Annotated in this window: 21 protein-coding genes; 7 read left to right on the forward strand and 14 right to left on the reverse strand. The window is 73.2% G+C overall.

Annotated elements, in window-relative coordinates:
• Positions 1-2: 2 nt before the first annotated feature.
• From ABZU32_RS27910 to lanKC, 11 genes are all read right to left on the reverse strand, one after another.
• Positions 3-806 carry a DUF6286 domain-containing protein gene (locus ABZU32_RS27910; RefSeq protein ID WP_354926574.1) on the reverse strand — a complete coding sequence of 268 codons (804 nt, stop codon included), beginning with the start codon at positions 804-806 and terminating at the stop codon, positions 3-5.
• The gene (locus ABZU32_RS27915) at positions 803-1,300 is read right to left on the reverse strand and encodes an Asp23/Gls24 family envelope stress response protein (protein ID WP_354926576.1); all 498 of its coding nucleotides are present in this window, start codon (positions 1,298-1,300) and stop codon (positions 803-805) included. The genes ABZU32_RS27910 and ABZU32_RS27915 overlap by 4 nt, the downstream gene beginning before the upstream one ends.
• Positions 1,297-1,488 carry a hypothetical protein gene (locus ABZU32_RS27920; protein ID WP_354851397.1) on the reverse strand — a complete coding sequence of 64 codons (192 nt, stop codon included), beginning with the start codon at positions 1,486-1,488 and terminating at the stop codon, positions 1,297-1,299. The genes ABZU32_RS27915 and ABZU32_RS27920 overlap by 4 nt, the downstream gene beginning before the upstream one ends.
• The gene (locus tag ABZU32_RS27925; RefSeq protein WP_354926578.1) at positions 1,481-2,035 is read right to left on the reverse strand and encodes a hypothetical protein; all 555 of its coding nucleotides are present in this window, start codon (positions 2,033-2,035) and stop codon (positions 1,481-1,483) included. Before ABZU32_RS27925 ends, ABZU32_RS27920 begins: the two co-directional genes overlap by 8 nt.
• Entirely contained in the window at positions 2,032-2,499 is a 468-nt protein-coding gene (locus ABZU32_RS27930) for an Asp23/Gls24 family envelope stress response protein (protein ID WP_354851391.1), read from the reverse strand. The genes ABZU32_RS27925 and ABZU32_RS27930 overlap by 4 nt, the downstream gene beginning before the upstream one ends.
• Positions 2,500-2,641: 142 nt before the next feature.
• The gene (locus ABZU32_RS27935) at positions 2,642-4,396 is read right to left on the reverse strand and encodes an ABC transporter ATP-binding protein (protein WP_354926580.1); all 1,755 of its coding nucleotides are present in this window, start codon (positions 4,394-4,396) and stop codon (positions 2,642-2,644) included.
• Positions 4,393-6,456 carry an ABC transporter ATP-binding protein gene (locus tag ABZU32_RS27940; RefSeq protein ID WP_354926582.1) on the reverse strand — a complete coding sequence of 688 codons (2,064 nt, stop codon included), beginning with the start codon at positions 6,454-6,456 and terminating at the stop codon, positions 4,393-4,395. Before ABZU32_RS27940 ends, ABZU32_RS27935 begins: the two co-directional genes overlap by 4 nt.
• A 90-nt stretch (positions 6,457-6,546) precedes the next feature.
• Positions 6,547-6,669 carry a SapB/AmfS family lanthipeptide gene (locus ABZU32_RS27945; RefSeq protein WP_354851312.1) on the reverse strand — a complete coding sequence of 41 codons (123 nt, stop codon included), beginning with the start codon at positions 6,667-6,669 and terminating at the stop codon, positions 6,547-6,549.
• 41 nt (positions 6,670-6,710) lie between these two features.
• Positions 6,711-6,839, reverse strand: coding sequence for a SapB/AmfS family lanthipeptide (locus ABZU32_RS27950; RefSeq protein WP_354851315.1), 129 nt, complete (start codon positions 6,837-6,839; stop codon positions 6,711-6,713).
• A gap of 41 nt (positions 6,840-6,880) precedes the next feature.
• Positions 6,881-7,003: a SapB/AmfS family lanthipeptide gene (locus tag ABZU32_RS27955; RefSeq protein WP_354851318.1), complete on the reverse strand. Its 123-nt coding sequence runs from the start codon at positions 7,001-7,003 to the stop codon at positions 6,881-6,883.
• Positions 7,003-9,732, reverse strand: a complete 2,730-nt coding sequence (gene lanKC, locus ABZU32_RS27960) for a class III lanthionine synthetase LanKC (protein ID WP_354926584.1) — start codon at positions 9,730-9,732, stop codon at positions 7,003-7,005. Before lanKC ends, ABZU32_RS27955 begins: the two co-directional genes overlap by 1 nt.
• A gap of 519 nt (positions 9,733-10,251) precedes the next feature.
• Here lanKC and ABZU32_RS27965 point away from each other — a divergent pair.
• Positions 10,252-10,443, forward strand: coding sequence for a DUF2795 domain-containing protein (locus ABZU32_RS27965; protein ID WP_354851325.1), 192 nt, complete (start codon positions 10,252-10,254; stop codon positions 10,441-10,443).
• A 74-nt stretch (positions 10,444-10,517) separates the two neighbouring features.
• Here ABZU32_RS27965 and ABZU32_RS27970 read toward each other — a convergent pair whose 3' ends face one another.
• Positions 10,518-11,189, reverse strand: a complete 672-nt coding sequence (locus ABZU32_RS27970; protein WP_354851328.1) for a response regulator — start codon at positions 11,187-11,189, stop codon at positions 10,518-10,520.
• A complete protein-coding gene (locus ABZU32_RS27975) occupies positions 11,186-12,805 on the reverse strand; it encodes a sensor histidine kinase (protein WP_354926586.1) in 1,620 nt (539 codons plus the stop codon). The genes ABZU32_RS27970 and ABZU32_RS27975 overlap by 4 nt, the downstream gene beginning before the upstream one ends.
• 184 nt (positions 12,806-12,989) lie before the next feature.
• Here ABZU32_RS27975 and ABZU32_RS27980 point away from each other — a divergent pair, with 184 nt between their 5' ends.
• Positions 12,990-14,441 (forward strand): cation:dicarboxylase symporter family transporter, encoded by a 1,452-nt coding sequence (locus ABZU32_RS27980; RefSeq protein ID WP_354926588.1) that lies wholly within the window; start codon positions 12,990-12,992, stop codon positions 14,439-14,441.
• 233 nt (positions 14,442-14,674) lie between these two features.
• Positions 14,675-16,861, forward strand: coding sequence for an aminotransferase class I/II-fold pyridoxal phosphate-dependent enzyme (locus ABZU32_RS27985; RefSeq protein ID WP_354926590.1), 2,187 nt, complete (start codon positions 14,675-14,677; stop codon positions 16,859-16,861).
• On the opposite strand, the gene ABZU32_RS27990 is transcribed toward ABZU32_RS27985, so the two are convergent.
• Positions 16,837-17,838, reverse strand: a complete 1,002-nt coding sequence (locus tag ABZU32_RS27990) for a hypothetical protein (RefSeq protein WP_354926592.1) — start codon at positions 17,836-17,838, stop codon at positions 16,837-16,839. The two genes, ABZU32_RS27985 and ABZU32_RS27990, sit on opposite strands and share 25 nt — an antisense overlap.
• 60 nt (positions 17,839-17,898) lie before the next feature.
• Here ABZU32_RS27990 and ppgK point away from each other — a divergent pair, with 60 nt between their 5' ends.
• The 4 genes from ppgK (at position 17,899) to ABZU32_RS28010 (ending at position 24,686) form a co-directional block, all read left to right on the forward strand.
• Positions 17,899-18,651, forward strand: a complete 753-nt coding sequence (gene ppgK / locus ABZU32_RS27995) for a polyphosphate--glucose phosphotransferase (protein ID WP_354926594.1) — start codon at positions 17,899-17,901, stop codon at positions 18,649-18,651.
• Positions 18,652-18,910: 259 nt separating this feature from the next.
• Positions 18,911-19,345 carry an ATP-binding protein gene (locus ABZU32_RS28000; RefSeq protein ID WP_354926596.1) on the forward strand — a complete coding sequence of 145 codons (435 nt, stop codon included), beginning with the start codon at positions 18,911-18,913 and terminating at the stop codon, positions 19,343-19,345.
• A gap of 212 nt (positions 19,346-19,557) precedes the next feature.
• A complete protein-coding gene (gene hrpA / locus ABZU32_RS28005) occupies positions 19,558-23,448 on the forward strand; it encodes an ATP-dependent RNA helicase HrpA (protein ID WP_354926598.1) in 3,891 nt (1,296 codons plus the stop codon).
• Between the two features lie 206 nt (positions 23,449-23,654).
• Positions 23,655-24,686 (forward strand): polysaccharide deacetylase family protein, encoded by a 1,032-nt coding sequence (locus ABZU32_RS28010; RefSeq protein ID WP_354926600.1) that lies wholly within the window; start codon positions 23,655-23,657, stop codon positions 24,684-24,686.
• Positions 24,687-24,703 lie beyond the last annotated feature (17 nt).

Below are 24,703 nucleotides of genomic sequence, written 5' to 3' on the forward strand. Positions count from 1 at the left end.
GCTCATCCCCCCTTCCGGCGTACGGCGACCCGTACGCGCATCGGCCGCAGTGGCCGCAGCTCGGCCAGGCGGTCCTCGACGGCCTGGCCGACCTCGCCCGGCAGCTCGCCGGGGTCGCGCAGCGGCGTCGCGACCGTCACCTCCGCGGCGCGCCGCCGCAGGCGTACCCGGGCGCGGGAGACGCCGTCCGCCGCCGCCGCGACGGCGGCCAGGTGGCGGCGCAGGCCGGACCGGGTGATGCCGGTGACCGTCTGCGGGTCCTCCGACGCCAGGGCGACCAGCCGGGGCCGTCCGGGCTTGAACGCGGCGATCAGCAGCACGATGCCGAGCAGGCCGGCCACGGCCGCGGTCGTGAGCGCCATCGGGTCGTCCCAGCGCGCCCGGCCGAGCGGGGCCAGCCAGGTCAGCGTAGGCAGCCCCGCGCGGGCGCGGGCCGCCGCCGTCACCGCGCCGACCATGGTGACGATGCCGGCCGCCGCCAGCAGGAGCGCGACCAGGGTCGCGGGAAGCGTCCGGTGCGACCGGAACGCCCGCGCCGCCGCCCTGCGCCGGGCCCGGTCGGCGGGCGCCGGCTCACGGTCGCGCGCCACCCCACCGGTCATCGCCGGCGGGCCCGCGTGCTCGTGCGGCGGGGCGTTTTCGGCCTGGTCCTGCGGCGGCATGCCCTCCGTGGTGGCCTCGTGGGTCTCCCGTGGCATGCCTTCGGCGGCCGCCTCGTGGGGCGGTCCGCCGGTGGCGGGCTCGTGGACCGGCCCTTCTCCGGAGGGCCGGGAGGCGGGGTCGCCCGGGCCCGGTGTGGTGGTCATCGCACCCGCCTCCCCGGTTCGTCCGGGTGGATCAGGCGGGTGACGTCGATGTCCACCTGCCGTGCCTCCAGGCCGGTCAGCTCCCTGACCCGGCTGACGACGTGCTCGCGCACGCGGTGGACGACCTGGCGTATCGGCGCGGGGTAGGCCACCGACAGGGTGACCCGCACGATGGCCATCCGGCCCTCCACATGCCCGCTGACCCGGGGGTTCGCCCGCCCTGCGTCCCGCCCGAGCGGCACGCCGAGCATCCGGGGCGCGGCCCCGCCGACCTGCTCCACCTCGCGCACCGCGCATGCGGCGACGCGTTCGAGCACGCGGTCGGTGATGCCGGTGTGCCCGCGGCCCTCCGGGGACGCGACGGCGCCCGCGGACGCGGGTCCGGTGCTCGCGCCTGCGGCGCCGCGCCCCTCGGCGGGAGGCGTGGCCGTCCCGGCGCCGCCGGGCGCCACCGGGTCCTGAGCCGGCGACGGCCGGCCCGGCCCGGTGTTCATGTGCGTCTCCGGCCGCCCAGCAGGCCGCTCATGTCCAGCTCGCCGGTCAGCGCCCGGCCCACCAGGAACCCCAGCACGCCGAGCACGAGTACGACGAGGAACGCCGTGAGGCCGCCGACCACCACGGCGAACCCGAGCGCGGCCCCGAACAGCAGGCCGACCGCGGGCCACAGACGGTTGTCATCCATCTCGCTCACCTTCTCCTGTCTCTGAGCGATCGCTGCGCGGCGGCGCCCGCCGCCGGCCGCCACCCGCCCCTGCGGCATGGTCCGCCTCGCCCTGGGCGGAACGGCCCCCCTCGTCTCCCGCGGGGCCGTCCGCCTTGCCGGCGGGCCGGTGCGCCTCGCCCTTGGCGGGGCGGGCGGTCTCCTCCGGGGCGGCATCGGCCCGCGCGGCCGGCGGGGCGGCGGATTCCTCGCCGGTCAGGGCCTCCTGGCCGGGCAGGGTGATGTCGTCTATGCGGACGTGGACCGGCAGACCGGGCACCAGCGGTTCGACCGCGGAGCGCACCTCGGCGGCGACCTCGGTGAGCGGCCGGCCGTACCGGACGACCACGGCCACCTCCACCTCGGCGTCCCGCACGGCGATCCCGGCGACCGTCCGCCCGGCCAGGTAGGTCGCCACCGGGCCTCCCGCGAGGGAGGCGACGTCCGGGCAGCCTTCCACCGCTTGGGCGATGCGGTCCGCCAGCCGCTCCACCTCGGGCCTCTCGCGGACGCCCGTGGGCGGTGTCATCGGACCCGCGCCTCCTGGGGCTCGCCGGTCTCCTCGCCGGGCAGGTGGAGGTCGTCCACGGTGATGTTGACCTCGGTGACCTCCAGGCCGCACATGTTCTCCACGGCGTCGATCACGTTGCGGCGCACGCCGGCCGCGAGGTCGGGAATGGACACCCCGTACTCGACGATCACGTCCAGATCGGCCGCGGCCTGGCGCTCGCCGACCTCGACCGCGACACCCTGCGTGCTGGCCGTGCCGCCGCCCCCGGTGAGGGCCTCGCGTACCGCGCCCAGCGCCCGGGACATGCCCGCACCCATGGCGTACACGCCGGACACCTGGCGGGCCGCCATGCCCGCGATCTTGGCCACCACGGTGTCGGCGATGGTCGTCCTGCCGTGTTCGCTGACGAGTTCGGCGTTGCCCCGATGCGTCATCGGCCGCGCGGTCGTGACGTCGGGCGCCTGGGTCTTGGTCTGGTTCATCTGTGTGCTCACCTCGTTGCCTCCGTTCCAGCAGGACTGGCCTGCGTCGCCGAATAGGAAGGCACAACCGGCGTAAGTGAGCACGTACCCGTAAATAGGGAGATATATGGTTATTTATGGCAAATGTCTGATTATCGGCGTGTCAGTGCCGGGCGTGCGCGCCCACCGGAGCCGACCACCGGCCCATCAGGTCCCGGTAGAGCTCCGAGGCGGCGACCATCTCCTCGTGCGTCCCGGCCCGCGCCCGCGCGCCGTCCATGACCAGCACCCGCTTCGCGCGCAGGGCCGAGGTGAGCCGGTGGGCGATCACGATGAGCGTCCCGCCGCGCGCGGCGAACGCCTCCTCGGCCCGCGCCTCGGCCGCCGGGTCGAGGTGGCAGGTCGCCTCGTCGAGCAGGACCAGCCGCGCGGGCGACAGGTAGGCGCGGGTGAGCGCGATGAGCTGGCGCTCTCCCGACGACAGCTCGCCCGGGTCCACCTCGGCGTCGTAGCCGCCGAGCCTCCGGGCCAGCTCGGTCATGCCGACCGCCTCCACCGCCCGGTCGAGCTCCGCGAGCTCCGCGAGCTCCGCCGGTTCCGCGCGCTCCCCCCGGGATCGGCCGTCCGCCAGGTAGGTCAGGTTGTCGCGCAGCGTGCCGCGGAACACGTACGCCTCCTGCGGGATCAGGACCCGTGCCCGGCACATGGCGGCGCGGTCCATCTCCCGGACCGCCACCCCGCCGATGAGCACCCGCCCGGCGTCCGGGCGCAGGACGCCGGCCACCAGTGCCGCCACCGTCGACTTGCCGATGCCGCTCGGCCCCACGACGGCCAGGTGGTCGCCCTCGGCCACCGTCAGGTCCAGGTCGGCGACCACCGGGTCGGCGCCCGGGCCGTAGGAGAACCTCACCCCCTGAAGACGCAGCTCCACGCCCTCCGGCCCGCCCGTGCGGCGGGTCGCCGCCGCCGGGGGCCGGTCGCTGGTCGCCGCGATGCGCTGGAGCGCCGTCACCAGGCGCACGCCGTTGACCCCCGCCCCCTGCACCAGGCTGCCCAGGGCGGGGGTGAGCGACTGCGCGACGTAGGTCAGCGTGCCCAGGATCACCCCGGCGGTCGCGCCCTGCCGCACCAGCGACGGCGTGGCGAGCAGCACCAGCAGGACGGGCAGCCACCCGCCCACCGCGAGCGAGACGGTGCGCACGGCCGTGAGCCCGGCCAGCGTGCGGGCGACCCGGGCCTGGCGCTCGACGTCCACCCCGACCCGGTCCGCCACGCGGTCCTCGGCCCCGCACGCGGTGACGTCCCGCAGCCCGTCCACCATGGCCGCCAGCGACGAGGCGGTCCGCTCCTCGGCCAGGATGAGCTCGCGCTGCGCCCGGGCCATCGCGGGCAGCGAGAGCGCGAACAGCACGAGCCCCGCGGCCAGCGGCAGCAGCACCAGCGGCAGCACCGCGCCCATCAGCGTCAGCACGCCGAGCGCCACGCCGGCCACCGAGAACAGGAACGACCTGACCACGGCGATCACGGCGCCGAACGCGTCGCGGGCCAGCTCCACCTGGCGGTTCAGCCGGGCCACCGCGGCGCTGTCGGGTCGCAGGCCCGAGGCCGCGGCCCGGTGCAGGGTGCCGTCGACGACGCGGCGCAGCAGGTCGTCCCGGAACGGCTCGACGATCCCCCCGATCGCCAGGAGCACCTGCCGCGCGCCGAGCGCCGCGGCCAGCCAGGCGGCGGCCAGCACGGCCAGCCAGCCGAGACCGGTCACCGGATGCCCGGCGGCGAACCCGTCGTCCAGGGCGCGCGCGACCGCCTGGCCCGAGACGAACGACGGCGCGGCCTCGGCGAACGACCAGCCGAGCAGCCGCGCCAGGTGGCGCGGGCGCGCGCGCACCGCCCGCCACAGCGGCTCCCGGACGCTCATGCCCGCTCCGCCACCGGAACGCCCTCCGCGCCCCGCGAGGCGGAGGATGGACCGGCGCCCGACGGCCGTCCTGGCATGCCATGACGGCCCGAAGCGGCGGCGGTCGCGGCGGGATGGGGGGCGTCGTCCGCAGCGCGGGCGACCGTGGCGTGAGAGGGGATGCCCCCAGGGGAGGCCGGAGTCGGGGCGGGCCGGGGGATGTCCTCGGGGGAGGCCGGGGTGGCGGCGGGGCGGGTGGCCTCGTCCCGGGGGGAGGCGGCGGGGTCGGGGGTCTGGAAGACGGCGCGGTAGGCGGGGTCGCGCCACAACGTCTCGTGGCTGCCGCGTCCCCGGATCCGCCCGTCCTCCAGCCAGACGACCAGGTCGGCGCGCGCCGCCGTCGTGGCCCGGTGCGCGACGATCACTCTGGTGCGGTCGCGCAGCTTCTCGGTGAGCGCCCGCGCCACCTGGTACTCGGTGACGGTGTCCAGGCTGGAGGTGGCGTCGTCCAGGATCAGCAGCCGGCCGCCGTGCGCGAAGGCCCTGGCCAGCCCGACGCGCTGGCGCTCGCCGCCCGACATGGGGGCCTCGTCGACCGGGGTGGCGTAGGAGCGGGGGAGCTTGCGGATGAAGGGGTCGGCCGCGGCGTCCCGGGCGGCGTCCCTTGCCAGGCCCTCCGGGCGGCCCACGGCGATCGCCTCGGCCAGCGTGGCGCCGAAGAGCACCGGCCGCTCGAAGGCGTAGCCGACGGCCCCGCGCAGGGCGGCGCGCTGCAGCCGCCGCAGCGGCACCCCGTCGAGCAGCACCTCGCCCTCGTCGGGGTCCACCAGCCGCCCGGCGACGGCGGCGAACAGCGACTTGCCGCTGCCCGACCTGCCGACCACGGCGAGCGTGGCGCCGCCCGGCACGGTCAGGCCGATGTCGCGCAGCGCGGGACGCCCGTCCACGCGCACGCTCACGCCGCGCAGCTCCAGCCGGCCGCGCTCGTCCGGCGCGCCGTCCCCCGCCAGGGCGTCGGTGTCCTCGTCCTCGAAGAGCCCGGCGCAGGGGCCGGCCGGGAGGCGCAGGCGGGCCTCGCCGTAGGCCGTCGCCGGCCGGTCGAGGACCTCGCTGACGCGCCGGGCCGCCGAACGGGCGCGGGCGAGGCGGTTCAGGTACCCGAGCGCCGAGCCGATGCCGGCGCCCAGCACGGCGTAACGGGCCGCGGCGAACAGGTCTCCGACGCTCATCGCGCCGGCGGCCAGCCGGAAGCCGCTCACCCCGATGACGGCGATCTCCAGCAGCGGCACGACGATGGCCGCCTGCACCCCGGCGCGGGCGTTGACCCGCCACAGGGCCATGCCGCTGGCGCGCAGGCGCGGCAGCGGCTGGAGCACGCGGCGCACCTCCAGGTCCTCGGTGCCGGCCGCGGCGATGGTGCGCGCCCCCGACAGCGCGTCGATCAGCCGGGAGGCGATGTCGCTCTGCGCCTGCTGGTATCCGCCGGCGACGGCGGTGGTCTCGCGGAGGAAGGCGCGAAGGACGAGCCCGATCAGGGCGAGGCCCGCCACGAAGGCCACCGCGGGCCAGGGGTCGATGAGCGCGAGCGCGACCAGCGAGCCGGCCGCGGGAACGAGCAGCGCCACGGCGGTGATGAGGGCCTCGGGGGCCGCGCCGACCTCCTCGGCGTTGCCGCCCGCCCGGGTGACCAGGTCGCCCGCGGAGAAGCGCCGGGAGATGGCCGGGCCGACGCCGAGCATGTGCCGCACGACTCGCAGGCGCAGCCCGCGCGCGGCTTGGGCTCCACCGGCGCCGGCCGCGAACACGGCCACGGCGTCGCAGGCCACCAGCGCGGCGACGAGCAGGACGCAGTGCAGCAGGGGGCCGCCGGTCAGGGCGAGAACCCCCGAAGAAGAGGGGCCGGTGGCATCGGGGGAGCCGCCGGGGGCGACCAGGACGTCCACCGCGCCACCCAGTGCGGCCGGGAGCAGCAGCTCCACGACGGCGCCGGACAGCGCGGTGACGGCGTACACGGCGGGCCACCGGCCGCTGCGGCGGAGCACCTCGAAGAGAAGCCCGTCCGACCCCGTCCGGCGTGGCAAAGGTTTCCCCTCCGTGTTGTGCGGGAATGGTCAGGCCTGGAGCGGCCGGATGAGGGCCGCCCCAGGCACTGGCTCAGATATCAGCCGATATCAGCCGCAGAGGATGCTGAGGCTGCTGTTCTCGTGGGGCGTGCAGCCCACGAGGCTCAGGTTGCTGCCGCCGCCGCCGTGGCCGCCGGGGATCTCCATGTCCTGCAGGTCGAGAAGCGCCATGCGAGTCACGCCCTTTCGTGGTGCTTGGAGGGTTTGGGGGATCAGCCGCAGAGGATGCTGAGGCTGCTGTTCTCGTGGGGCGTGCAGCCCACGAGGCTCAGGTTGCTGCCGCCGCCGCCACCGCCACCGCCGGTGGGGATCTCCATGTCCTGCAGGTCGAGAAGCGCCATGCGAGTCACGCCCTTTCGTGGTGCTTGGAGGGTTTGGGGGATCAGCCGCAGAGGATGCTGAGGCTGCTGTTCTCGTGGGGGGTGCACCCGACGAGGCTCAGGTTGCTGCCGCCGCCGCCGTGGCCGCCGGCGAGCTCCATCTCCTGGAGGTCGAGGAGAGCCATTACCGATCACCTCCTTCCGTGGTCGTCGCAGGGAGCCCCGCTCCGGCCGGAGCGCCGGACGGGGAGATCAGAGGCACGGTCACCGGCCGGTCGTGCAGCACGGTGCCCAGTGCGAGCAGGACGCCGGCGGTGCCGGTCGCCAGGTCCATCGACAGCCGCAGGAGCTGGTTGCCGGGGAAGGCGAGGCCGCCGCCGTAGGGCATGGCGTGCCAGCCGAGCCGCGCGATCTGGCCGCTCACCTCGGGCGAGGTGCGCCCGACGCCGGGCCGCAGCCCGAGGGCGAGCGCCGCGATCATGCCGGCCCGCCCGGCGAACAGCCCCGACTGCACGTAGTAGTCCAGGGTCGCCACCGGGCCGATGTCGGTCAGCGCCTGCCGCAGGTCGTCGTCCTCGCGGTGGGCCAGGTACCGGGCCAGCACCACGCCGATGCCGGCCGAGCCCTCGTCCAGGTAGGGGTTGGTCCGCCAGCCCTGCTGCACCTGGAGCTGCCCGTCGGAGCGGTGGGTGCAGCGCCGCAGGTCCTGCCGCAGCGCGACGTTCGCGTGGTCCAGCAGCCCGGCGTCGCCGGTGGTCTCGTACGCCCGCAGGAACAGCAGGGCCGGGCCCGACGAGCCGCGCATCAGCCCGGCGTGCGGGTTGCCGCTGCCGCTGACCTCCGGCACGCTGTCGACCGCGCCGAGGCGGCCGGCCACCATGTCGGCGATCCGCAGGGCGGCGCCGGTCAGCTCGCGGTCGCCGGTCGCCTCGCCCAGGTGCAGCAGGTTGAGCCCCATGCCGGACAGGCCGGCGTACAGGCTCTGGCCGAGCTGCTCCCACTTCTCGCGCAGGCACAGGGTGACCAGCTCCAGGGCGTCATCCCTGCGGCCGAGCGCCTCGAAGGCGTAGGCCACGCCGTGCAGGCCGTCGTAGAAGCCGAGTCCGGTGCCCGGCCGCGGCGTCATGGCGCGCTCGCGCAGCCAGGTCTCGTACTCGGAGAACCGGCCGGCGCCGGTCTGGGCGAGCGCGTACAGCACGCCGGCGGCGCCGTTGGCCAGGTTGAGCCCGCCGCCCGGCTGGAACTGCGCGGCGTCGCCGGGGAACAGCCGGTCGGCGCGGCCGGGGGTCGCCGAGGCCAGGATGGCGCGGTGGGCCGCCTGCCGCACCGCGGACCACGAGGCGCGGCCCGGCAGGGGCAGCTCGCGCATCGCGCCCAGGTCGTGGGCCGGGGAGGACGTGCGCGCGGGAGCGGTCCCCGCGGGCGACGCGGCGGCCCCGTTCGCGGGCGCGGGCGCCTCCGGTGCGGCGGACGCGCGGTCCGCGACCTGGCCCGGGTCGCCGCCGAGGATCGTGCGCACGGCCTCCTCGACGAAGGCGCGCGGCACCGGGAAGGTGTCGCCGACCAGCTCGGCCAGGTGGATGACCTTGGCGCGCTGCAGCGGGATCAGCACCGTGGACATCGGGGCGAACAGGTTCAGCCGCATGCACGCCAGCGCGTACTGGTCGGCCGCGATGCCGAGCCGGTCCGGGGGCGGGCAGAAGCCCGGGTGGGCGAGGGTCGGCCGGCTGTTGTTCTCGGCCAGCCCGGCCACCTCGAAGTCGATCAGCACGACCCGGTCGTCCTCGACCAGCACGTTGAACGGGTGCAGGTCGCCGAAGACGACCCCGCGCTCGTGCAGCGCGGTCACCGCCCGTTCGACCCGGGCCAGCATGTCCAGCGCCCATTCGGTGTACTCGGCGGCGTCCTCGGGGGTGAGCGTGGCGCGGGTCAGGGGGTGCCGGTGCACCGACTCCTGGCTGAGCGTCGTCCCGTCGATGAACTCCTGGACCAGGAAGTGGTGCTCGCCCAGGGTGAAGTAGTCGAGCAGCGCGGGCACGACGCCGAGCCCTTCCAGGCGCCGCAGGATGTCGGCCTCGTGGCGCAGGCGGGCGACCGCGTCGCGGCCGGCGGCGTCGAGCCCGGCGTGCGGCCTGGCCTCCTTCAGGACGACCGGGCGGTCGGTGCGCGTGTCGCGCGCCTTGTACACCCCGCCGCCGTTGGAGAAGTGCAGCACCTTCTCGATCTCGTAGGGCAGCCCGGCGAGTGTCACCGAGTTGCGGGCTTCGAGGTGCGGCCGGAGGAAGTCCGGCAGGGTCACCCACGACGGCGGCGAGAAGGAAGGGCCCCGGCGGTCGGGCACCAGGGTGCCGTCCGCGTCGGCGATCGCCAGGACGCGGTCCCGGTTGGGGGTCAGGCAGTAGCGTTCGGCGAAGCCGCCGTAGCGCACGTACAGGGGACCCTCGCCGTAGCGCAGGTCGCTGAGGATGTACGGGCCGCGCACGCCGTGCAGCAGCTCGCCCAGCTCCTTGAGCACGATCTCCAGCTCGGCCTCGTCGGCCGGGTAGAGGGTGGCGAGCTTGCCGCTGCTGCCCCGTTCGGCGTACTTGGAGTTGAGCATCATGACCACGCGGGGGCCGCGCAGGAACTTGAAGCTGAGCCGGCGGCCCACGCAGTAGTCCCAGATCGCGGCGAGCGTCTTCTCGGCGTCGTCCAGACAGGCGGACACGTGGATCTTCCATCCCTGCAGGGGGAGGGACCGGTCCTCGGGCCCGTAGTGCAGCCAGGTGTCGGTGGCGCGGTGCTCCCAGCCGACCGGCACCTCTCTGCCCGATATGGGAAAGTCGGGATACTTTGTACGCTGAGTGTCAAGGGTGTCGTAAAACAGTGGATCGGCGAGGCAATAGATCTCGTACCTGTCGATCACGTCCCGCACCCCTCTCTTCGCTCGGTTCTGCTCGGCGCTAAGAGGAGAGTTACGGATAGCCCCAGCCGTGCCTAGTGACCGGACCCATAGTCGTCATATGCCAGTGTCACTATTGTTTTCGTGATAACTGTCATAGTTATCTACCTTGACCAGTGGATCTTTACCGAGGCTGCAATGTCGATGACATTGCGAAAAATCGAGGGTTGACACACTTTGCCGGGGTGTGGCACCCCTCGGCCCGGCCTCTGCCTGGGCCTCCGCCCGCTCGGCCCTACTGGCGAGTAGGGGTTCGCGGCGATTCCGGCGACGTCGGGGGCTGGATGTTTACGGCACCTGAACGGTTTCTGGGCGCTATATAGGGTCATTTCGGACAGATGGTATCAAGCGTCCTCCGTGGCCGCCGGGACAATGCTGAATGCGATTCGGTTTCGACGGCAAAGATTCGGGCAGTCTCGCTTGCCGACGTGGAATGTCGGGTTTCTCTATCTCCGTGACGGACAGGAACTACCTCGCGACAAAGGAGGAAGCATGACGCAGGTGGACTTCATCCACGTTCAGAAATTCCTGTCCGGCGTTGACTACCCGGCCAGCAAGGAACAGCTCGTCGAGCACGCCAAGTCGAAGGGCGCGGACGAGCAGGCGATGGACGCGTTGCGCCGGCTTCCCGACAAGGAGTACGAAGGACCGAGCGGGATCAGCAAGGAACTGGCCAGGTCCTGACGAGGTCAGTCAAACGCCTGGCCGCCGTCGAGGTCCTGAGCGGACCGCTCCCGCGGCCTGCCGCACCCCTGAGATCAGGTGATCTGGTACAGCAGCTCGGGCCGCCCCAGGCCGCCGTACTGGGGCACCCGGCGCGCGACGCCGTTGCCGACGAGGTGCTCCAGGTAGCGGCGGGCCGTCACCCGCGAGACCCCGATCGCGGTGCCCATCGCCTGCGCCGACATCCCCCCGGGGGTCCTGCGCAGCTCGCCCGCCACCGCCTCCAGCGTCGCCTCGGCCATTCCCTTGGGCAGGCCGGTGCGCGCCGTCCCGCGCAGCGCCGACAGCGCCCTGTCCACCTCGCTCTGGCCGCTGACCTCGCCCGCCCCGTCCATGGACGAGCGGAAGGCGGCGTAGTGCCGCAGCTTCTCGCTCAGCGTGGCGAAGGTGAACGGCTTGAGCAGGTACTGCACGACCCCGACCGACACCGCCGAGCGCACCACCGACAGGTCCCGCGCCGAGGTGACGGCGATGACGTCGCAGAACACCCCCGCCGCCCGCAGCGTCCTGCACACGTCCAGCCCGTGCATGTCGGGCAGGAACAGGTCCAGCAGCACCAGGTCGGCCGGGCGGCGCCGCAGGAACCGCAGCGCCTCGCCGCCCGAGCGGGCCACGCCCACGACCGTGAACCCGGGCACCCGCTCGACGTAGAGGCGGTTGGCCTCGGCGGTGAGCTCCTCGTCCTCGACGATCAGCACCGAGATCACGACGCGCCGCCCGGAACCGCGGGGAGCGGCAGGCGGACGGTGAACACGGCGCCCTCGCCCGGGTCCCCGTCCGCGCCGCCCCTGCCGATCTCGATCGTGCCGCCGAGGCGGCGCACCGCCTGGCCGGTCATGGCCAGCCCCAGGCCGCGGCCGTCGCCCTTGGTGGTCCAGCCCCGCCGGAAGACGTCCTCGACGGCCGCCGCGTCCACGCCCGGCCCGCTGTCGCTCACCTGGACCAGGAAGGCGCCGTCCCCGGCGCGCAGGTGAACGCGCACGCGGGCCGGGGTGGCGCCGGTCATGGCGGCCTCCACGGCGTTGTCCACCAGGTTGCCGAGGATGGTCACCAGGTCGCGGCCGTCGAGCGCGACGTCGTCCAGCTCGCTGTCCGGGCTGATCGCCAGCTCCACGCCGCGCTCGGCGGCCTCGGCGGTCTTGCCCAGCAGCAGCGCCGCCAGCACCGGCTCGCGCACGGCTCCGACGACGCGGTCGGTGAGCTGCTGGGCGGTCTTGAGCTCGGCGGTGGCGAACGCGACGGCCTGCTCGGCGCGTCCGAGCTCCACCAGGGTGACCACGGTGTGCAGCCGGTTGGCGGCCTCGTGCGCGGCCGAGCGCAGCGACTCGGCGAAGCCGCGCTCGGCGTCGAGCTGGCCGGTGAGCGCCTGCAGCTCGGTGTGGTCGCGAAGCGTCACCACCGTGCCCAGCGACCGCGCGCCCGAGCGCACCTGCGCGGAGCTGACCACAAGGACGCGGTCGCCGGTCAGGTGGATGTCGTCCGCGCGGTCCTCGCCGGAGGCCAGCGACCCGGCCAGCGACGGCGGCAGCCCGAGCTCGGCGATCGGCCGCCCCTCGGCGTCGGCGGGCAGCCCGAGCAGCTCGCGCGCCCCGTCGTTGGCCAGCGTCAGGCGGCGCTCGCCGTCGATGAGCAGCAGCCCCTCGCGCACCGCGTGCAAGATCGCGTTGTGGTGCTCGTACATGCGGTTCAGCTCCGAGGAGCGCAGGCCGTGCGTGTGACGGCGCAGGCGCGCCCCCACCAGGTAGGTGCCCGCGGTGCCGGCGGACAGGCCGACCACCCCGGTCAGCAGCGCCGCCGCGATCTGCTCGCGAAGCTGGGCGCTGATCTTGTCGACGAAGATGCCGGCGCTCACCAGCGCGCGGACGCGGCCGGAGGCGTCGCGCACCGGCGTGACGGCCCGCACCGAGGGGCCGAGCGTGCCGGTGTAGGTCTCGGTGAAGGTGCGCCCGGCCAGCGCGGGCGCGATCGTGCCGAGGAACCGCCCGCCGATCCGCCGCGGGTTCGGATGGCTGTACCTGCGGCCCTCGGTGCTCATGATCGTGATGAAGTCCATGCCGGCCTCGCGGCGGACCCGCTCGGCGTAGGGCTGCAGGACGGCCGAGGGGTCGGGGTCGTCCAGGGCGGCGAGCACGGTGGGGGAGTCGGCCATGCTGATCGCCATCCGCCTGGAGGTGGAGGCGGCCTGCTCGTCGATCAGCCGGCCGGTGTGCAGCAGGGCCAGGGCGGTGCCGCCCGCCACGGTGACCCCGACGACGACGATCTGGAGCACGAGCATCTGCCGCGCCAGGCTCCAGCCCCGCAGCCGGGAGCCGATCGCGGTCACGGCCTCACCTCCGCCGGGTCCCGAGGTGGCCCGCGCACGCCGCCGGGCCGTCGCCGTACGACAGCGGCAACGTACGAAATGTACGCAATAGTGACCCAGGTCACTGACTCGGCGCATAGTCACTCGATCGAACCCCCCATCCACCCGTACGAACGTACGCGCACGAACAGACAAGGAGCGTCGAGTGACCATCACGGCCTCACCCCCGGCGCGCCGGGACCCCACCCGCTATCTCTACCTCGCCGTCATCGTGGCGGTGGTCGCCGGCGTCCTGATCGGACTTCTCGCGCCCGAGACGGGCGTGGCGCTCAAGCCGCTCGGCACGGCCTTCGTGGCGCTGATCAAAATGATGATCAGCCCGATCATCTTCTGCACCATCGTCCTCGGCGTCGGCTCGGTCGCCCAGGCGGCCAAGGTCGGCAAGGTGGGCGGCCTGGCCATCGGCTACTTCCTGGTCATGTCGACCGTCGCCCTGGTGATCGGCCTGGTCGTCGGCAACATGCTGCACCCCGGCGAGGGGCTCCAGCTCACCGACGCCCTGCGCAAGGCGGGCGAGGAGCAGGCGGCCAAGGGCGGTGAGAGCGGCGACAGCGTCTCGTTCCTGATCGGCATCATCCCGACCACGTTCGTCTCGGCGTTCACCGGCGGCCAGGTGCTGCAGACCCTGCTGGTCGCGCTGCTCACCGGCTTCGCCCTCCAGCGCATGGGCCCGCGCGGCACGCCGATCCTGCGCGGCCTTGAGCACGTCCAGCGGCTCGTCTTCCGTGTCCTGGCCATGATCATGTGGGCGGCGCCCGTCGGCGCGTTCGGCGCGATGGCCGCCGTGGCCGGCGCGGGAGGGTGGGAGGCCCTGCGCAGCCTCGCCATCCTCATGGGCGGCTTCTACCTCACCTGCCTGCTGTTCGTCGGCATCGTCCTCGGGGCGATCCTCTGGCTGGTCGCCAGGATCAACCTGCTGACCCTGCTGCGCTACCTCGGCCGCGAGTTCCTGCTGATCCTCTCGACCTCCTCCTCGGAGTCGGCGCTGCCGCGCCTGATCGCCAAGATGGAGCACCTCGGCGTGAGCCGCGCCGTCGTCGGCATCACCGTGCCGACCGGCTACTCCTTCAACCTCGACGGCACCGCCATCTACCTCACGATGGCCACGCTGTTCGTCGCCAGCGCCACCGGCGCTCCGCTGTCGGTCGGCGAGCAGATCTCCCTGCTCGTCTTCATGATCATCGCCTCGAAGGGCGCGGCGGGCGTCACCGGGGCCGGTCTGGCCACGCTCGCCGGCGGGCTGCAGTCCCACCGGCCCGAACTGGTCGACGGCGTCGGCCTGATCGTGGGCATCGACCGGTTCATGTCCGAGGCCCGCGCGCTGACCAACTTCGCCGGCAACGCGGTGGCCACCGTGGTGATCGGCACGTGGGTGCAGGACTTCGACCGTGAGCGCGCCACGGAGGTGCTGGCCGGACGCGACCCGTTCGACGAGGCCACCTTCGTGGACGACCACGGCCCCGGCGAGGCGCACGGCCCGGGGGACGGCGACGGCCCAGGCGACGGGAACGGCCCCGCGGAGCCCCGCGGGGACGCCCCGGACGCCGTCGCCCCGGAGCGCCCGGCGCGGGCCGAGGGCGAGACCGTCGCCCGCTGATCGGCGAATCGGTGATCGGCCGCCTCGATGATCGGCGGAACCGGTGATCGCCGGGCCGCGTCGAACCCGTGATTCGGCGGGCTGCGCCGAACCCGTGGCCCGCCGGGCCGCGTGGCCCCGCCGACGGCGAGGCCGCGCGGGAATGGGGATGAACCCGTGACCTCCCGGCCGCGTACCTCGGGATGTCGTGCCCGCGGACGCCCGTCGTCACGCCGTCATGGAGGAGACCCCTGTTGGCCGGTTCCACCGATCTCAGCCCGCTGCGCGCGGAGGCGAACGGCCCGTCGTCCTTCTCGCACCAGCGCGGGACCACCGGGGCCCAGGGCGCCCCGGTGGACTTCCGCCATCCCCGCAACCCGCACTTCCCCACGCCCGAGATGTGCGAGCGGCTGGAACGCGACGCCGCCGCCGTCCTGCGCCGCCACCCGGCCGACGCCGACGCCGTCGCCGCCGAGCTCTGCGCGGTGCTCGGGCTCAAGCCGCAGACGGTCGTGATGGGCAACGGGACCAGCGAGCTGATCACCTGGATCGACCACCTGCTGGTCCAGGAGAGCCTGGCCGTGCCCATCCCGGCCCCCGGCCGGTGGACCGAGCAGCCGCTCGGCACCGGCAAGCGCGTCGACATGTTCCCCCTCCAGGAGGACCAGGGCTTCGCGCTCGACCCCGAGGCCTACACCCGCTTCGTCCGCAGGCGCGGGTCGCGGGTCGCGGTCATCTGCACCCCCAACGACCCCGACGGCGGTCACCTGTCCCGCACGCGGGTCGTCGAGCTTCTGGACGGCCTGTCCGACCTCGACCTGATCGTCGTGGACGAGTCCCTGGCCGACTTCGTCGATGCCGAGGCCGCCCCCGGCGTCGCCGGCGAGGCCGCCATCAGGCCCAACGTGATCGTGCTGCGGAGCCTGGACCGGGCGCTCGGACTGCCCGGCGCCCGCCTCGGCTACCTGGTCGCCAACCCGGCGCTCGCGGGGAAGATCCGGTCCGTGCTGCCCCGGTGGAACCTCAACTCCTGCGCCGAGTCGCTGGTGTTCCTGCTCAGGGAGCACCTGCGCGACCATCGGGAGAGCCTGCGCGCGCTCGCCGAGGACCGCCGGTCGATGTCCCAGCGGCTCGCGACGCTCCCCGGCGTGACGGTGTACCCCTCGCAGGCGGACTTCGTGATGGTGCGCCTGCCCGAGGGCAAGGACGGCCGCGCGATCAGCGAGCACCTGCTGTCGGCCCACAATGTGCTGGTCCGCGAGTGCGGCGACAAGCTCGGCTCCAGCAGCGACTTCCTGCGGCTCGCGGTGCGGCCCCGCGAGGACGTGCAGCGCCTGATCGACGGGCTGCACGCGTGCCTGTTCTCGGTGGGCAACGGCCGGGCCGCCGCCGCCATCGGCGCGGGGTCCTCCTACCAGCAGGCCTACGCCGCCCCGGCGTCCGCGGCCAAGGACCCGCTGACCTACTCGTCCTACTCCTCCGAGCCGGCCGTGACGCCGTCCGCGATCGCCCCGGCCGCCTACCTCTCCGAGACCACGGCCCCCTACCCGCGGGACACCGCGTCGACCGCGTACACCCGGGAGGCCGCTTCGACCGCGTACTCGCGGGACACCGCCTCGGCCTCGTACTCGCGGGACCCGGCCCCGGCCTCCTACACCCGGGAGTCCGCCTCGTCCTCGTACGGCCGGGAGGCCGCTTCGACCGCGTACTCGCGGGACTCCGCCTCGGCCTCGTACTCGCGGGACCCGGCCCCGGCCTCGTACACCCGGGAGTCCGCCTCGTCCTCGTACGGCCGGGAGGCCGCGTCGACCTCGTATTCCCGGGACTCCGCTTCGGACGCGTACTCGCGGGACTCCGCCCCGGCCTCGTACTCGCGGGACCCCGCTCCGATCTCGTACACCCGGGAGGCCGCCTCGTCCTCGTACACCCGCGAGGCCGCTTCGGCCTCGTACTCGCGGGACCCCGCCGCGTCGTCCTCGTCGAGGGACGCGGGATCGTCCGGGTACGCGCGGACCCCGGCCCCGGCCCCGTCCTCGTATCCGGCGGACGCCGGCTCGCCCTCGTACACATGGCCGGCCGCTCCGTCCTCCTACACGCTGGAGCCGGGCCCGTCCTCCTACTCGCGCGACCCGTCCCCGTCGTCCTACCGGCCGGAGGCGGCCTCCTCCTACCAGGCCGAGCCGGCGTCCTCCCACCAGTGGGAGGGGTCCTCCTCCTACCGGCGCGAGGCCCCGTCGGGCGCCTCCCGCCGGCCGGACGACGCCTACGCCGCGCCCGCCCAGACCGACCCCTTCGTGGTCGGCAGGGACGACCCCCGGCACGGGCGCCTGGACCCGCTGGACACCTCGGCGCGGTGGAGGTTCGACGAGAACACCGAGCCCTTCGACGCCGTGCTCGGCACCTGGACCGACGGCCCTCAGCGCGGGCGGCCGGCCAGGTAGACCTGCCTGGCCAGGGTGGTCAGCCGCGCGGCCGAGCCGCTGTAGGAGGCGCCGGCCGGCTGGAGGGTGAGCACCACGATGATCAGGCGGTCGCCCGCGCCGACCAGCCCGGTGGTGTGCAGCACCGGCCGGAGGAGGTTCACCGGCGGACGCGCGGGCGCGACCGCCGTGGCGCCGGCCGCCGTGGAAGCGGCCACCGAGGCGGCCCCGGACGCCGTGTCGGGGACGGCGTTCCCGGGCGCCGCGACGGGGGAGGCGCTGCCGGACGCGGCGGCGGGAAGGGCATCCCCGGACGCGGTGGCGGAGGCGGTGGAGCAGCGCACGGCCGGGGTGGCGCCGTAGCCGGACCAGCCCTGCTTGACGGCCCATGGCCGCGGCACGGCGCGCGGGATGCCGAAGTACTGGTCGAAGTCGTCGCTCGCGCACCGCGTGGCGTGCCGCAGATGGCCGAGGATGAGATCGCGGATCTTCGGGTCGGCCCGGTCGAGCAGGTAGCGGTAGGTCAGCACGACGTCGGAGGCGCTGAGCGCGGTGTAGCCCCAGAAGCCCGGCCGGGAGGCGGGCGGCGCTTCGGTGTCCCGCAGGCCCAGCCGGCGCACCATGCGGTCGATGATCGCCCGCCGGCCGCCGCGCCGCCAGAACTCCGAGGCCGCGTCGTCGTCGCTGGAGCGCAACATGTCCCGGAGCAGCCGCTGGTCGGCGGCGGGAATCGCCTGGCCCGGCCTGCGCGACTGCAGGTGGTCCAGCGCGATGAGGATCTTGACCACGGAGGCCGACCGGAAGCGGCCGTGGATGTTGTGGGCGAGCGTCGTCGCGCGCGTCGTGCGGTCGAAGACCATGTAGCCCGCGGTCGTGCCGGCCGGGACACGGGGGACGGGGCGCGCCTCAGGGGCGCCCGCGGACGCCCGCGCGGGCGGGGCCGGCAGGCAGGTCATGGCGAGCGCGGCGAACAGCAGCAGCGTCAGCGGTCTGAGCAAGTACGGCATCATGCGCACGATAGCGGTAATAAGACGGTGACGGCTCGACGAGGAGTGGACATGGACGTGCTGGGAATCGACATCGGCGGATCGGGCATCAAGGGCGCCCCCGTCGACACGGCGGCCGGGAGGCTGTCGCGCGAGCGCCTGCGGGTGCCGACGCCGAGCCCCTCGGCGCCGAAGGAGGTCGCCGGCGTCGTCCGGCAGATCGTGGAGCACTTCGCCTGGACCGGTCCGGTCGGGGTGACCTTCCCCGGGGTCGTGCTGGACGGGGTGACCAGGACGGCGGCCAACGTCGACCGCTCCTGGATCGGCCTTGACGCGCGCGGGCTGTTCGCCGACGCGACCGGCCTGGACGTCACCGTGCTCAACGACGCCGACGCGGCGGGCCTGGCCGAGGCCAGGTTCGGGGCCGGGCACGGCCGGGCGGGGCTGGTGGCGATGTTCACCTTCGGCACCGGCATCGGCAGCGCGCTGATCGTGGACGGGCTGCTGGTCCCCAACACCGAGTTCGGGCACCTGGAGATCGACGGCCACGAGGCCGAGCGCCGCGCCTCCGACCACGCCAGGGAGAAGCACGACCTGAGCTGGGAGCACTGGGCCGAACGGGTGCAGAGGTACCTGGAGCACATCCAGATGCTGCTGTCCCCGTCGCTGATCATCGTCGGTGGCGGCGTCAGCAAGAAGGCCGACAAGTGGCTGCCCCAGATCGAGCTGCCGGGGACGCCCATCGTGCCGGCGGCGCTGCTCAACGAGGCGGGCATCATCGGGGCGGCGCTCGCCGCCGAGACCGCCGCGCACGCGCACCGCTGACCCACCCTGCGCGCAGCCGCGGCCCCGGGGGGAGCCGCGGCCCCGCACAGCCGCGCACGCGCGTCCCCGGCCGCGCGGACCTCTTCTCGGTCCCCGCGCGGGCCGGTCCCGGCGATCGTTCTGACCGGCTCTGGGGAGATTGTTCGCGGGGCAGGGATGACCGGACGCCGACCGCGGCGCGGACCTCATCACCTTCCGTTTCCGCGTTTGTCCCCTGTCCTGGGGGCACCTTTAGTGACGTGGGCGGAAAGGAGAAATCATGGAGGTGACCATCGCATTGCGCTTGCCGCGCGATGCGGCGAGCGTGTCGGTGACCCGGCAGATCCTCGGGGCCGAGCTCGAGGTGCTCGGCGTCGAGCAGCAGATCAGGGACGACATCCTGCTGATGCTCACCGAGGCCTGCTCCAACGTCATCAAGCACGCCACGGACGGCGACGAGTACACCGTCAGCGCGCAGCTCGTGTCGGAGAAGTTCGTGATCACCGTGCTGGACACCGGAGGTGGTTTCGACCCGGACAAGATCGGGGAGCGTCCGCCGATGGCCGAGGGCGGACGAGGGCTGCAGATCATGCGCGCGCTGGCCGACGACGTGCGCTTCATCAACCGTCCCCGGCAGGGCGCGATCGTGTGCCTGGAGAAGGCGCTCAAGTACACCCACGACTCACCCGGCGAGCTGTTGCGCTCCGCCCGCTGACCCCGGCGTCCCGCCGGCAGGTGGTCGCCGCCGGCGGGGCCGGGGATTCGCGGAAGGCGCGCCGAGGGGAAGCCGAGGGGTAAGAGCGCAGGTCAGGGGGGCGGGGACGAAATCGGGGTACGGGGCGCCGGTAAACCGTTGGCGGAGAGCCGGGGAAGGTTGCTTATCCTTGCCGGTGGCGGTCGTTCGACGAGACGGCCGGGAAAGCGACCATGGGAACGTCTTCGTTGAAATCGCCTCTGACCGATCTGCGCGAGCGGCTGCCCGCGCTCATGCTGCGCGATGAGCTCCGGCTGCGCCGCCGCATCGACGGCGCGCGCCGTGTGCGCGACGGCAAGGCCCTGCGTTCCATCGCCGACCAGGTGGCCACCGAGATCGACGCGGCCGAGGCCCGGGTCGCGGCCCGCCGGGCGCTGGTGCCCGCCCTCACCTATCCCGAGAACCTGCCGGTCAGCGGGCGCAAGGACGACATCCTGGAGGCGCTCCGCGACCACCAGGTGGTGATCGTCGCGGGGGAGACCGGCTCCGGCAAGACCACCCAGATCCCCAAGATCTGCCTGGAACTCGGGCGGGGTGTCAAGGGGCAGATCGGTCACACCCAGCCGCGCCGCATCGCGGCGCGCACCGTGGCCGAGCGCATCGCCGAGGAACTCGACGTCCCGCTCGGCGACGCCGTCGGCTACAAGGTGCGCTTCACCGACCACTCCGGCGACGACACGCTGGTCAAGCTGATGACCGACGGCATCCTGCTCGCCGAGATGCAGCGCGACCGGCTCCTGTCCCGGTACGACACGCTGATCATCGACGAGGCGCACGAGCGCAGCCTCAACATCGACTTCATCCTCGGCTACCTCAAGCAGCTTCTGCCCAAGCGGCCCGACCTCAAGGTCATCATCACCTCGGCGACCATCGACCCCGAGCGCTTCTCCCGCCACTTCGGCGACGCGCCGATCGTCGAGGTCTCCGGCCGCACCTATCCCGTCGAGGTGCGCTACCGCCCGATCCGCGAGGACCAGGAGGACCAGGCGCAGGCCATCGTCGAGGCGGTGGACGAGCTGTGCCGGGAGGGGCCGGGCGACATCCTGGTCTTCCTCAGCGGCGAGCGCGAGATCAGGGACACCGCCGAGGCGCTCAAGGGCCGCCCCGAGGAGGTCCTCCCGCTGTACGCGCGGCTGTCGGCCGGCGAGCAGCACCGGGTCTTCCAGGCCCACCGGGGCCGGCGCGTCGTCCTGGCGACCAACGTGGCCGAGACCTCGCTCACTGTGCCGGGCATCAAGTACGTGGTCGACCCGGGCTTCGCCCGCGTCTCGCGCTACAGTCACCGGCTGAAGGTCCAGCGGCTGCCGATCGAGCCGATCTCGCAGGCGTCGGCCAACCAGCGCAAGGGCCGTTGCGGCCGCACCTCCGACGGCGTGTGCATCCGGCTCTACGACGAGGAGGACTTCCTCGGCCGGCCGGAGTTCACCGACCCCGAGATCCTGCGCACCAACCTCGCCTCGGTCATCCTGCAGATGACCTCGCTCGGCCTCGGCGACATCGCGGCGTTCCCGTTCGTCGAGCCGCCCGACCAGCGGCAGGTGAAGGACGGCGTCAACCTGCTGCAGGAGCTGGGCGCCTTCGACGAGCACCGCAAGCTCACGGCGATCGGCGGCAAGCTCGCCCAGCTTCCCATCGACCCGAGGCTCGCGCGCATGGTGCTGGCGGCGGACGGCAACGGCTGCGCCACCGAGGTCATGGTCATCGCCGCGGCGCTGTCCATCCAGGACCCGCGCGAGCGCCCGGCCGACAAGCAGGCCCAGGCCGACCAGAAGCACGCCAGGTTCGCCGACAAGGAGTCGGACTTCCTGAGCTATCTCACCCTCTGGGACCACCTGCGCGAGCAGCAGCGCGAGCTGTCATCCAGCCAGTTCCGGCGCATGTGCAAGGCCGACTACCTCAACTATCTGCGCGTACGCGAGTGGCAGGACATCTACAGCCAGCTCAAGCAGGTCGCCAAGGGGCTCGGCGTCACGCTGAACACCACGCGCCCCGACCCCTACCAGATCCACGTGTCGCTGCTGGCCGGCATGCTGTCCCACATCGGCGTGCTGGACGTCGAGAAGTCCGACAAGAACGAGGCGGGGCCGCGGCGGCGCCCGGTGCGCGAGTACATCGGCGCCCGCAACGCCCGGTTCGCGATCTTCCCGGGGTCGGCGCTGTTCCGCAAGCAGCCCCGGTGGGTGATGGCGGGCGAGCTGGTGGAGACCTCCCGGCTGTGGGCGCGGGTGGTCGCCAAGATCGAGCCCGAGTGGGTCGAGCCGCTGGCGCAGCACCTGGTCAAGCGCACCTACAGCGAGCCGCACTGGGAGAAGAACCAGGGCGCGGTCATGGCCTACGAGAAGGTCACGCTGTACGGCGTGCCGATCGTGGTCGACCGGAAGATCAACTATGGCCGGGTGGACCCCGAGCTGTCGCGCGAGTTGTTCATCCGCCACGCCCTGGTCGAGGGCGACTGGGAGACCCACCACCGCTTCCTGAAGGAGAACCGCCGGCTGCTGTCGGAGGTCGAGGAGCTGGAGAACCGCGCCCGCCGCCGCGACATCATGGTGGACGACGAGACGCTGTTCGACTTCTACGACAAGCGGGTGCCCGAGACGGTCGTGTCGGCCGCCCACTTCGACAGCTGGTGGAAGCGGAAGAAGCAGGACGAGCCCGACCTGCTGACCTTCTCAGCAGAGATGCTGATCAACCAGGGCGCGGACGCCGGCGACCTCCAGCAGGCCTATCCCGACGCCTGGCGGCAGGGCGGCCAGCGCATGCGGCTCACCTACCAGTTCGAGCCCGGCGCCGACGCCGACGGCGTCACCGTCCACGTCCCGCTCCAGGTGCTCAACCAGGTCGAGGACGACGGGTTCGACTGGCAGATCCCGGGCCTTCGCGAGGAGCTCGTCACCGAGCTGATCCGATCGCTGCCCAAGGTCGTCCGGCGCAACTTCGTGCCCGCCCCCAACTACGCCAAGGCCGTGCTCGAGCGGGTGACGCCGGGCGGCGAGCCGCTGGCGGAGGCCGTGGCCCGCGAGCTGTTCGCCCTCACCGGGGTGCGGGTGCAGCCGGACGCCTTCGACCCGAGCCGGCTGCCCGACCACCTGCGGGTCACCTACCGGGTCGTGGACGAGCGCAAGCGCACGGTCGCCGAGGACAAGGACCTTCCGGCGCTGAAGCGGCGGCTGGCGCCCAAGCTGCGCGCCACGCTGTCACGCGCGGGCGAGAGCCTCGAACGCACGGGCCTGCGCTCCTGGACCTTCGGCGAGCTGCCCAAGCTGTTCGAGCAAGGGCGCATCAAGGCCTACCCGGCGCTGGTCGACGAGGGGAGCAGCGTCGCGGTCCGCGTCTTCGAGACCGAGGAAGAGCAGCGCGCGGCGATGTGGGCGGGCATGCGGCGGCTGGTCCTGCTGAACGTCACCTCGCCGGCCAAGGCCATCCTGCGCGGGCTCACCACCCAGCAGAAGCTCGCGCTGAGCCACAGCCCGCACCGCGACGCCGCCGAGCTGTTCGAGGACTGCGTCACCTGCGCGGCCGACAAGCTCATCGCCGAGGCCGGCGGCCCGGCGTGGGACGCGGCCGCCTTCACGCGCGTGCACGACCACGTGCGGGCCGAGCTTCACGACACGACGGCCGAGGCGGTGGCGAGGGTCGAGCGCATCCTGGCCGTCTGGCAGAAGGCCCGCGCGACGCTCTCGCCCATGAAGGACCCGCAGGACATCCTGGAGGAGATCGAGGAGCACCTGTCGTCGCTGGTCTTCCCCGGCTTCGTCACCGCCACCGGCTACACGCGCCTGCCCGACCTGCAGCGGTACCTGCGGGCGGTCGAGCGGCGGCTGGAGAAGCTGCCCGACGACCCCTACCGCGACCGCGAGCGCATGCTGAGGCTCGACGAGATCCGCATGGCCTACGAGGAGACCGTCGACCGCCTGCCCCCGGCGCGGCGCTCGGAGCGGGCGGTGACCGACATCCGCTGGATGCTGGAGGAGCTGAGGGTCAGCTACTTCGCCCAGACCCTCGGCACTCCTTACCCCGTCTCCGACAAGCGCATCCAGAAGGCGATGGCCCAGCTCATCGCCTGACCGCGATCCAGGGTGACGGGGCGCCGAAACGTTTCGAGAATTTCATCGGCGTTTCATGAGGTCATGTCCTCCTTAAGCGGTTAAGCCGCTTGAAATGTTTCTTCATCTCATTGACATGTTTCGAGGCGGTCCGCAGAATGGCGCGCAGGCCGGCCGCCGTACGCACATGCCATGTCGACGATCAGCGTTCCAGTGGAGGAACAGACATGATCGACAGTGCCGCCCCCCTCGGCGGAACTCGCGGGCGCCTGTCCGGTGTCCGCAAACTGCTCATCGCCGTCGCCGCCTGCGTCCTGGGCGCGAGCTTCGCCGTGGGCCTGTCGTCCTCGGCCAGCGCCGCCGACTGCAGCGCTGGCTATGTCGGCCTCACCTACGGACCCAACCCCAACAACACCAACAATCTGCTGAACACCCTGAAGTCCAACGGCCTGCGCGCCACGTTCTTCAACATCGGGCAGAACGCCCAGAACAACCAGGGACTGGTCCGGGCCCAGCGGGACGCCGGAATGTGGATCGGCAACCACAGCTACACCCACCCGCACCTGACCCAGATGAGCAGCTCGCAGATCCAGTCGGAGCTGCAGCGGACCCAGCAGGCCATCCAGCAGGCCACCGGCACCGCGCCCCGGCTGTTCCGCCCGCCCTACGGAGAGACCAACGGCACCCTGAAGTCGGTGGAGCAGCAGCTCGGCCTCACCGAGATCATCTGGGACGTCGACTCGCAGGACTGGAACGGCGCCAGCACCGCGCAGATCGTCCAGGCCGCCGGCCGGTTGCAGAACGGCCAGATCATCCTCATGCACGACCAGTACGCCACGACGGTCCAGGCGATCTCGCAGATCGCCGCGAACCTGCGCAGCCGCAACCTGTGCGCCGGCATGATCTCCCCCTCCACCGGCCGGGCCGTCGCGCCCGACGGAGGCGGCACCCCCTCCAGCCCTCCGCCCTCCAGCCCTCCGCCCAGCGGCGGCGGCAGCTGCACCGCCACCCTCTCGGCGGGCCAGTCGTGGAGCGACCGCTACAACCTCAACGTCGCGGTCTCCGGCTCCAGCAACTGGACCGTCACGCTGAACATCCCCTCGCCCGCCAAGGTCATCGCCACCTGGAACACCAGCGCGAGCTTCCCCAGCGCCCAGGTGATGACCGCTAGGCCCAACGGCAGCGGCAACAACTTCGGCCTCACCATCCAGCACAACGGCAACTGGAACTGGCCCTCGGTCTCCTGTCAGGCCGGGTGAACGTCGCCCGGCGGCCC

Origin of the sequence: Sphaerisporangium sp. NPDC005288 (assembly GCF_040607475.1) — a bacterium.
Lineage (GTDB): Bacteria > Actinomycetota > Actinomycetes > Streptosporangiales > Streptosporangiaceae > Sphaerisporangium > Sphaerisporangium rhizosphaerae.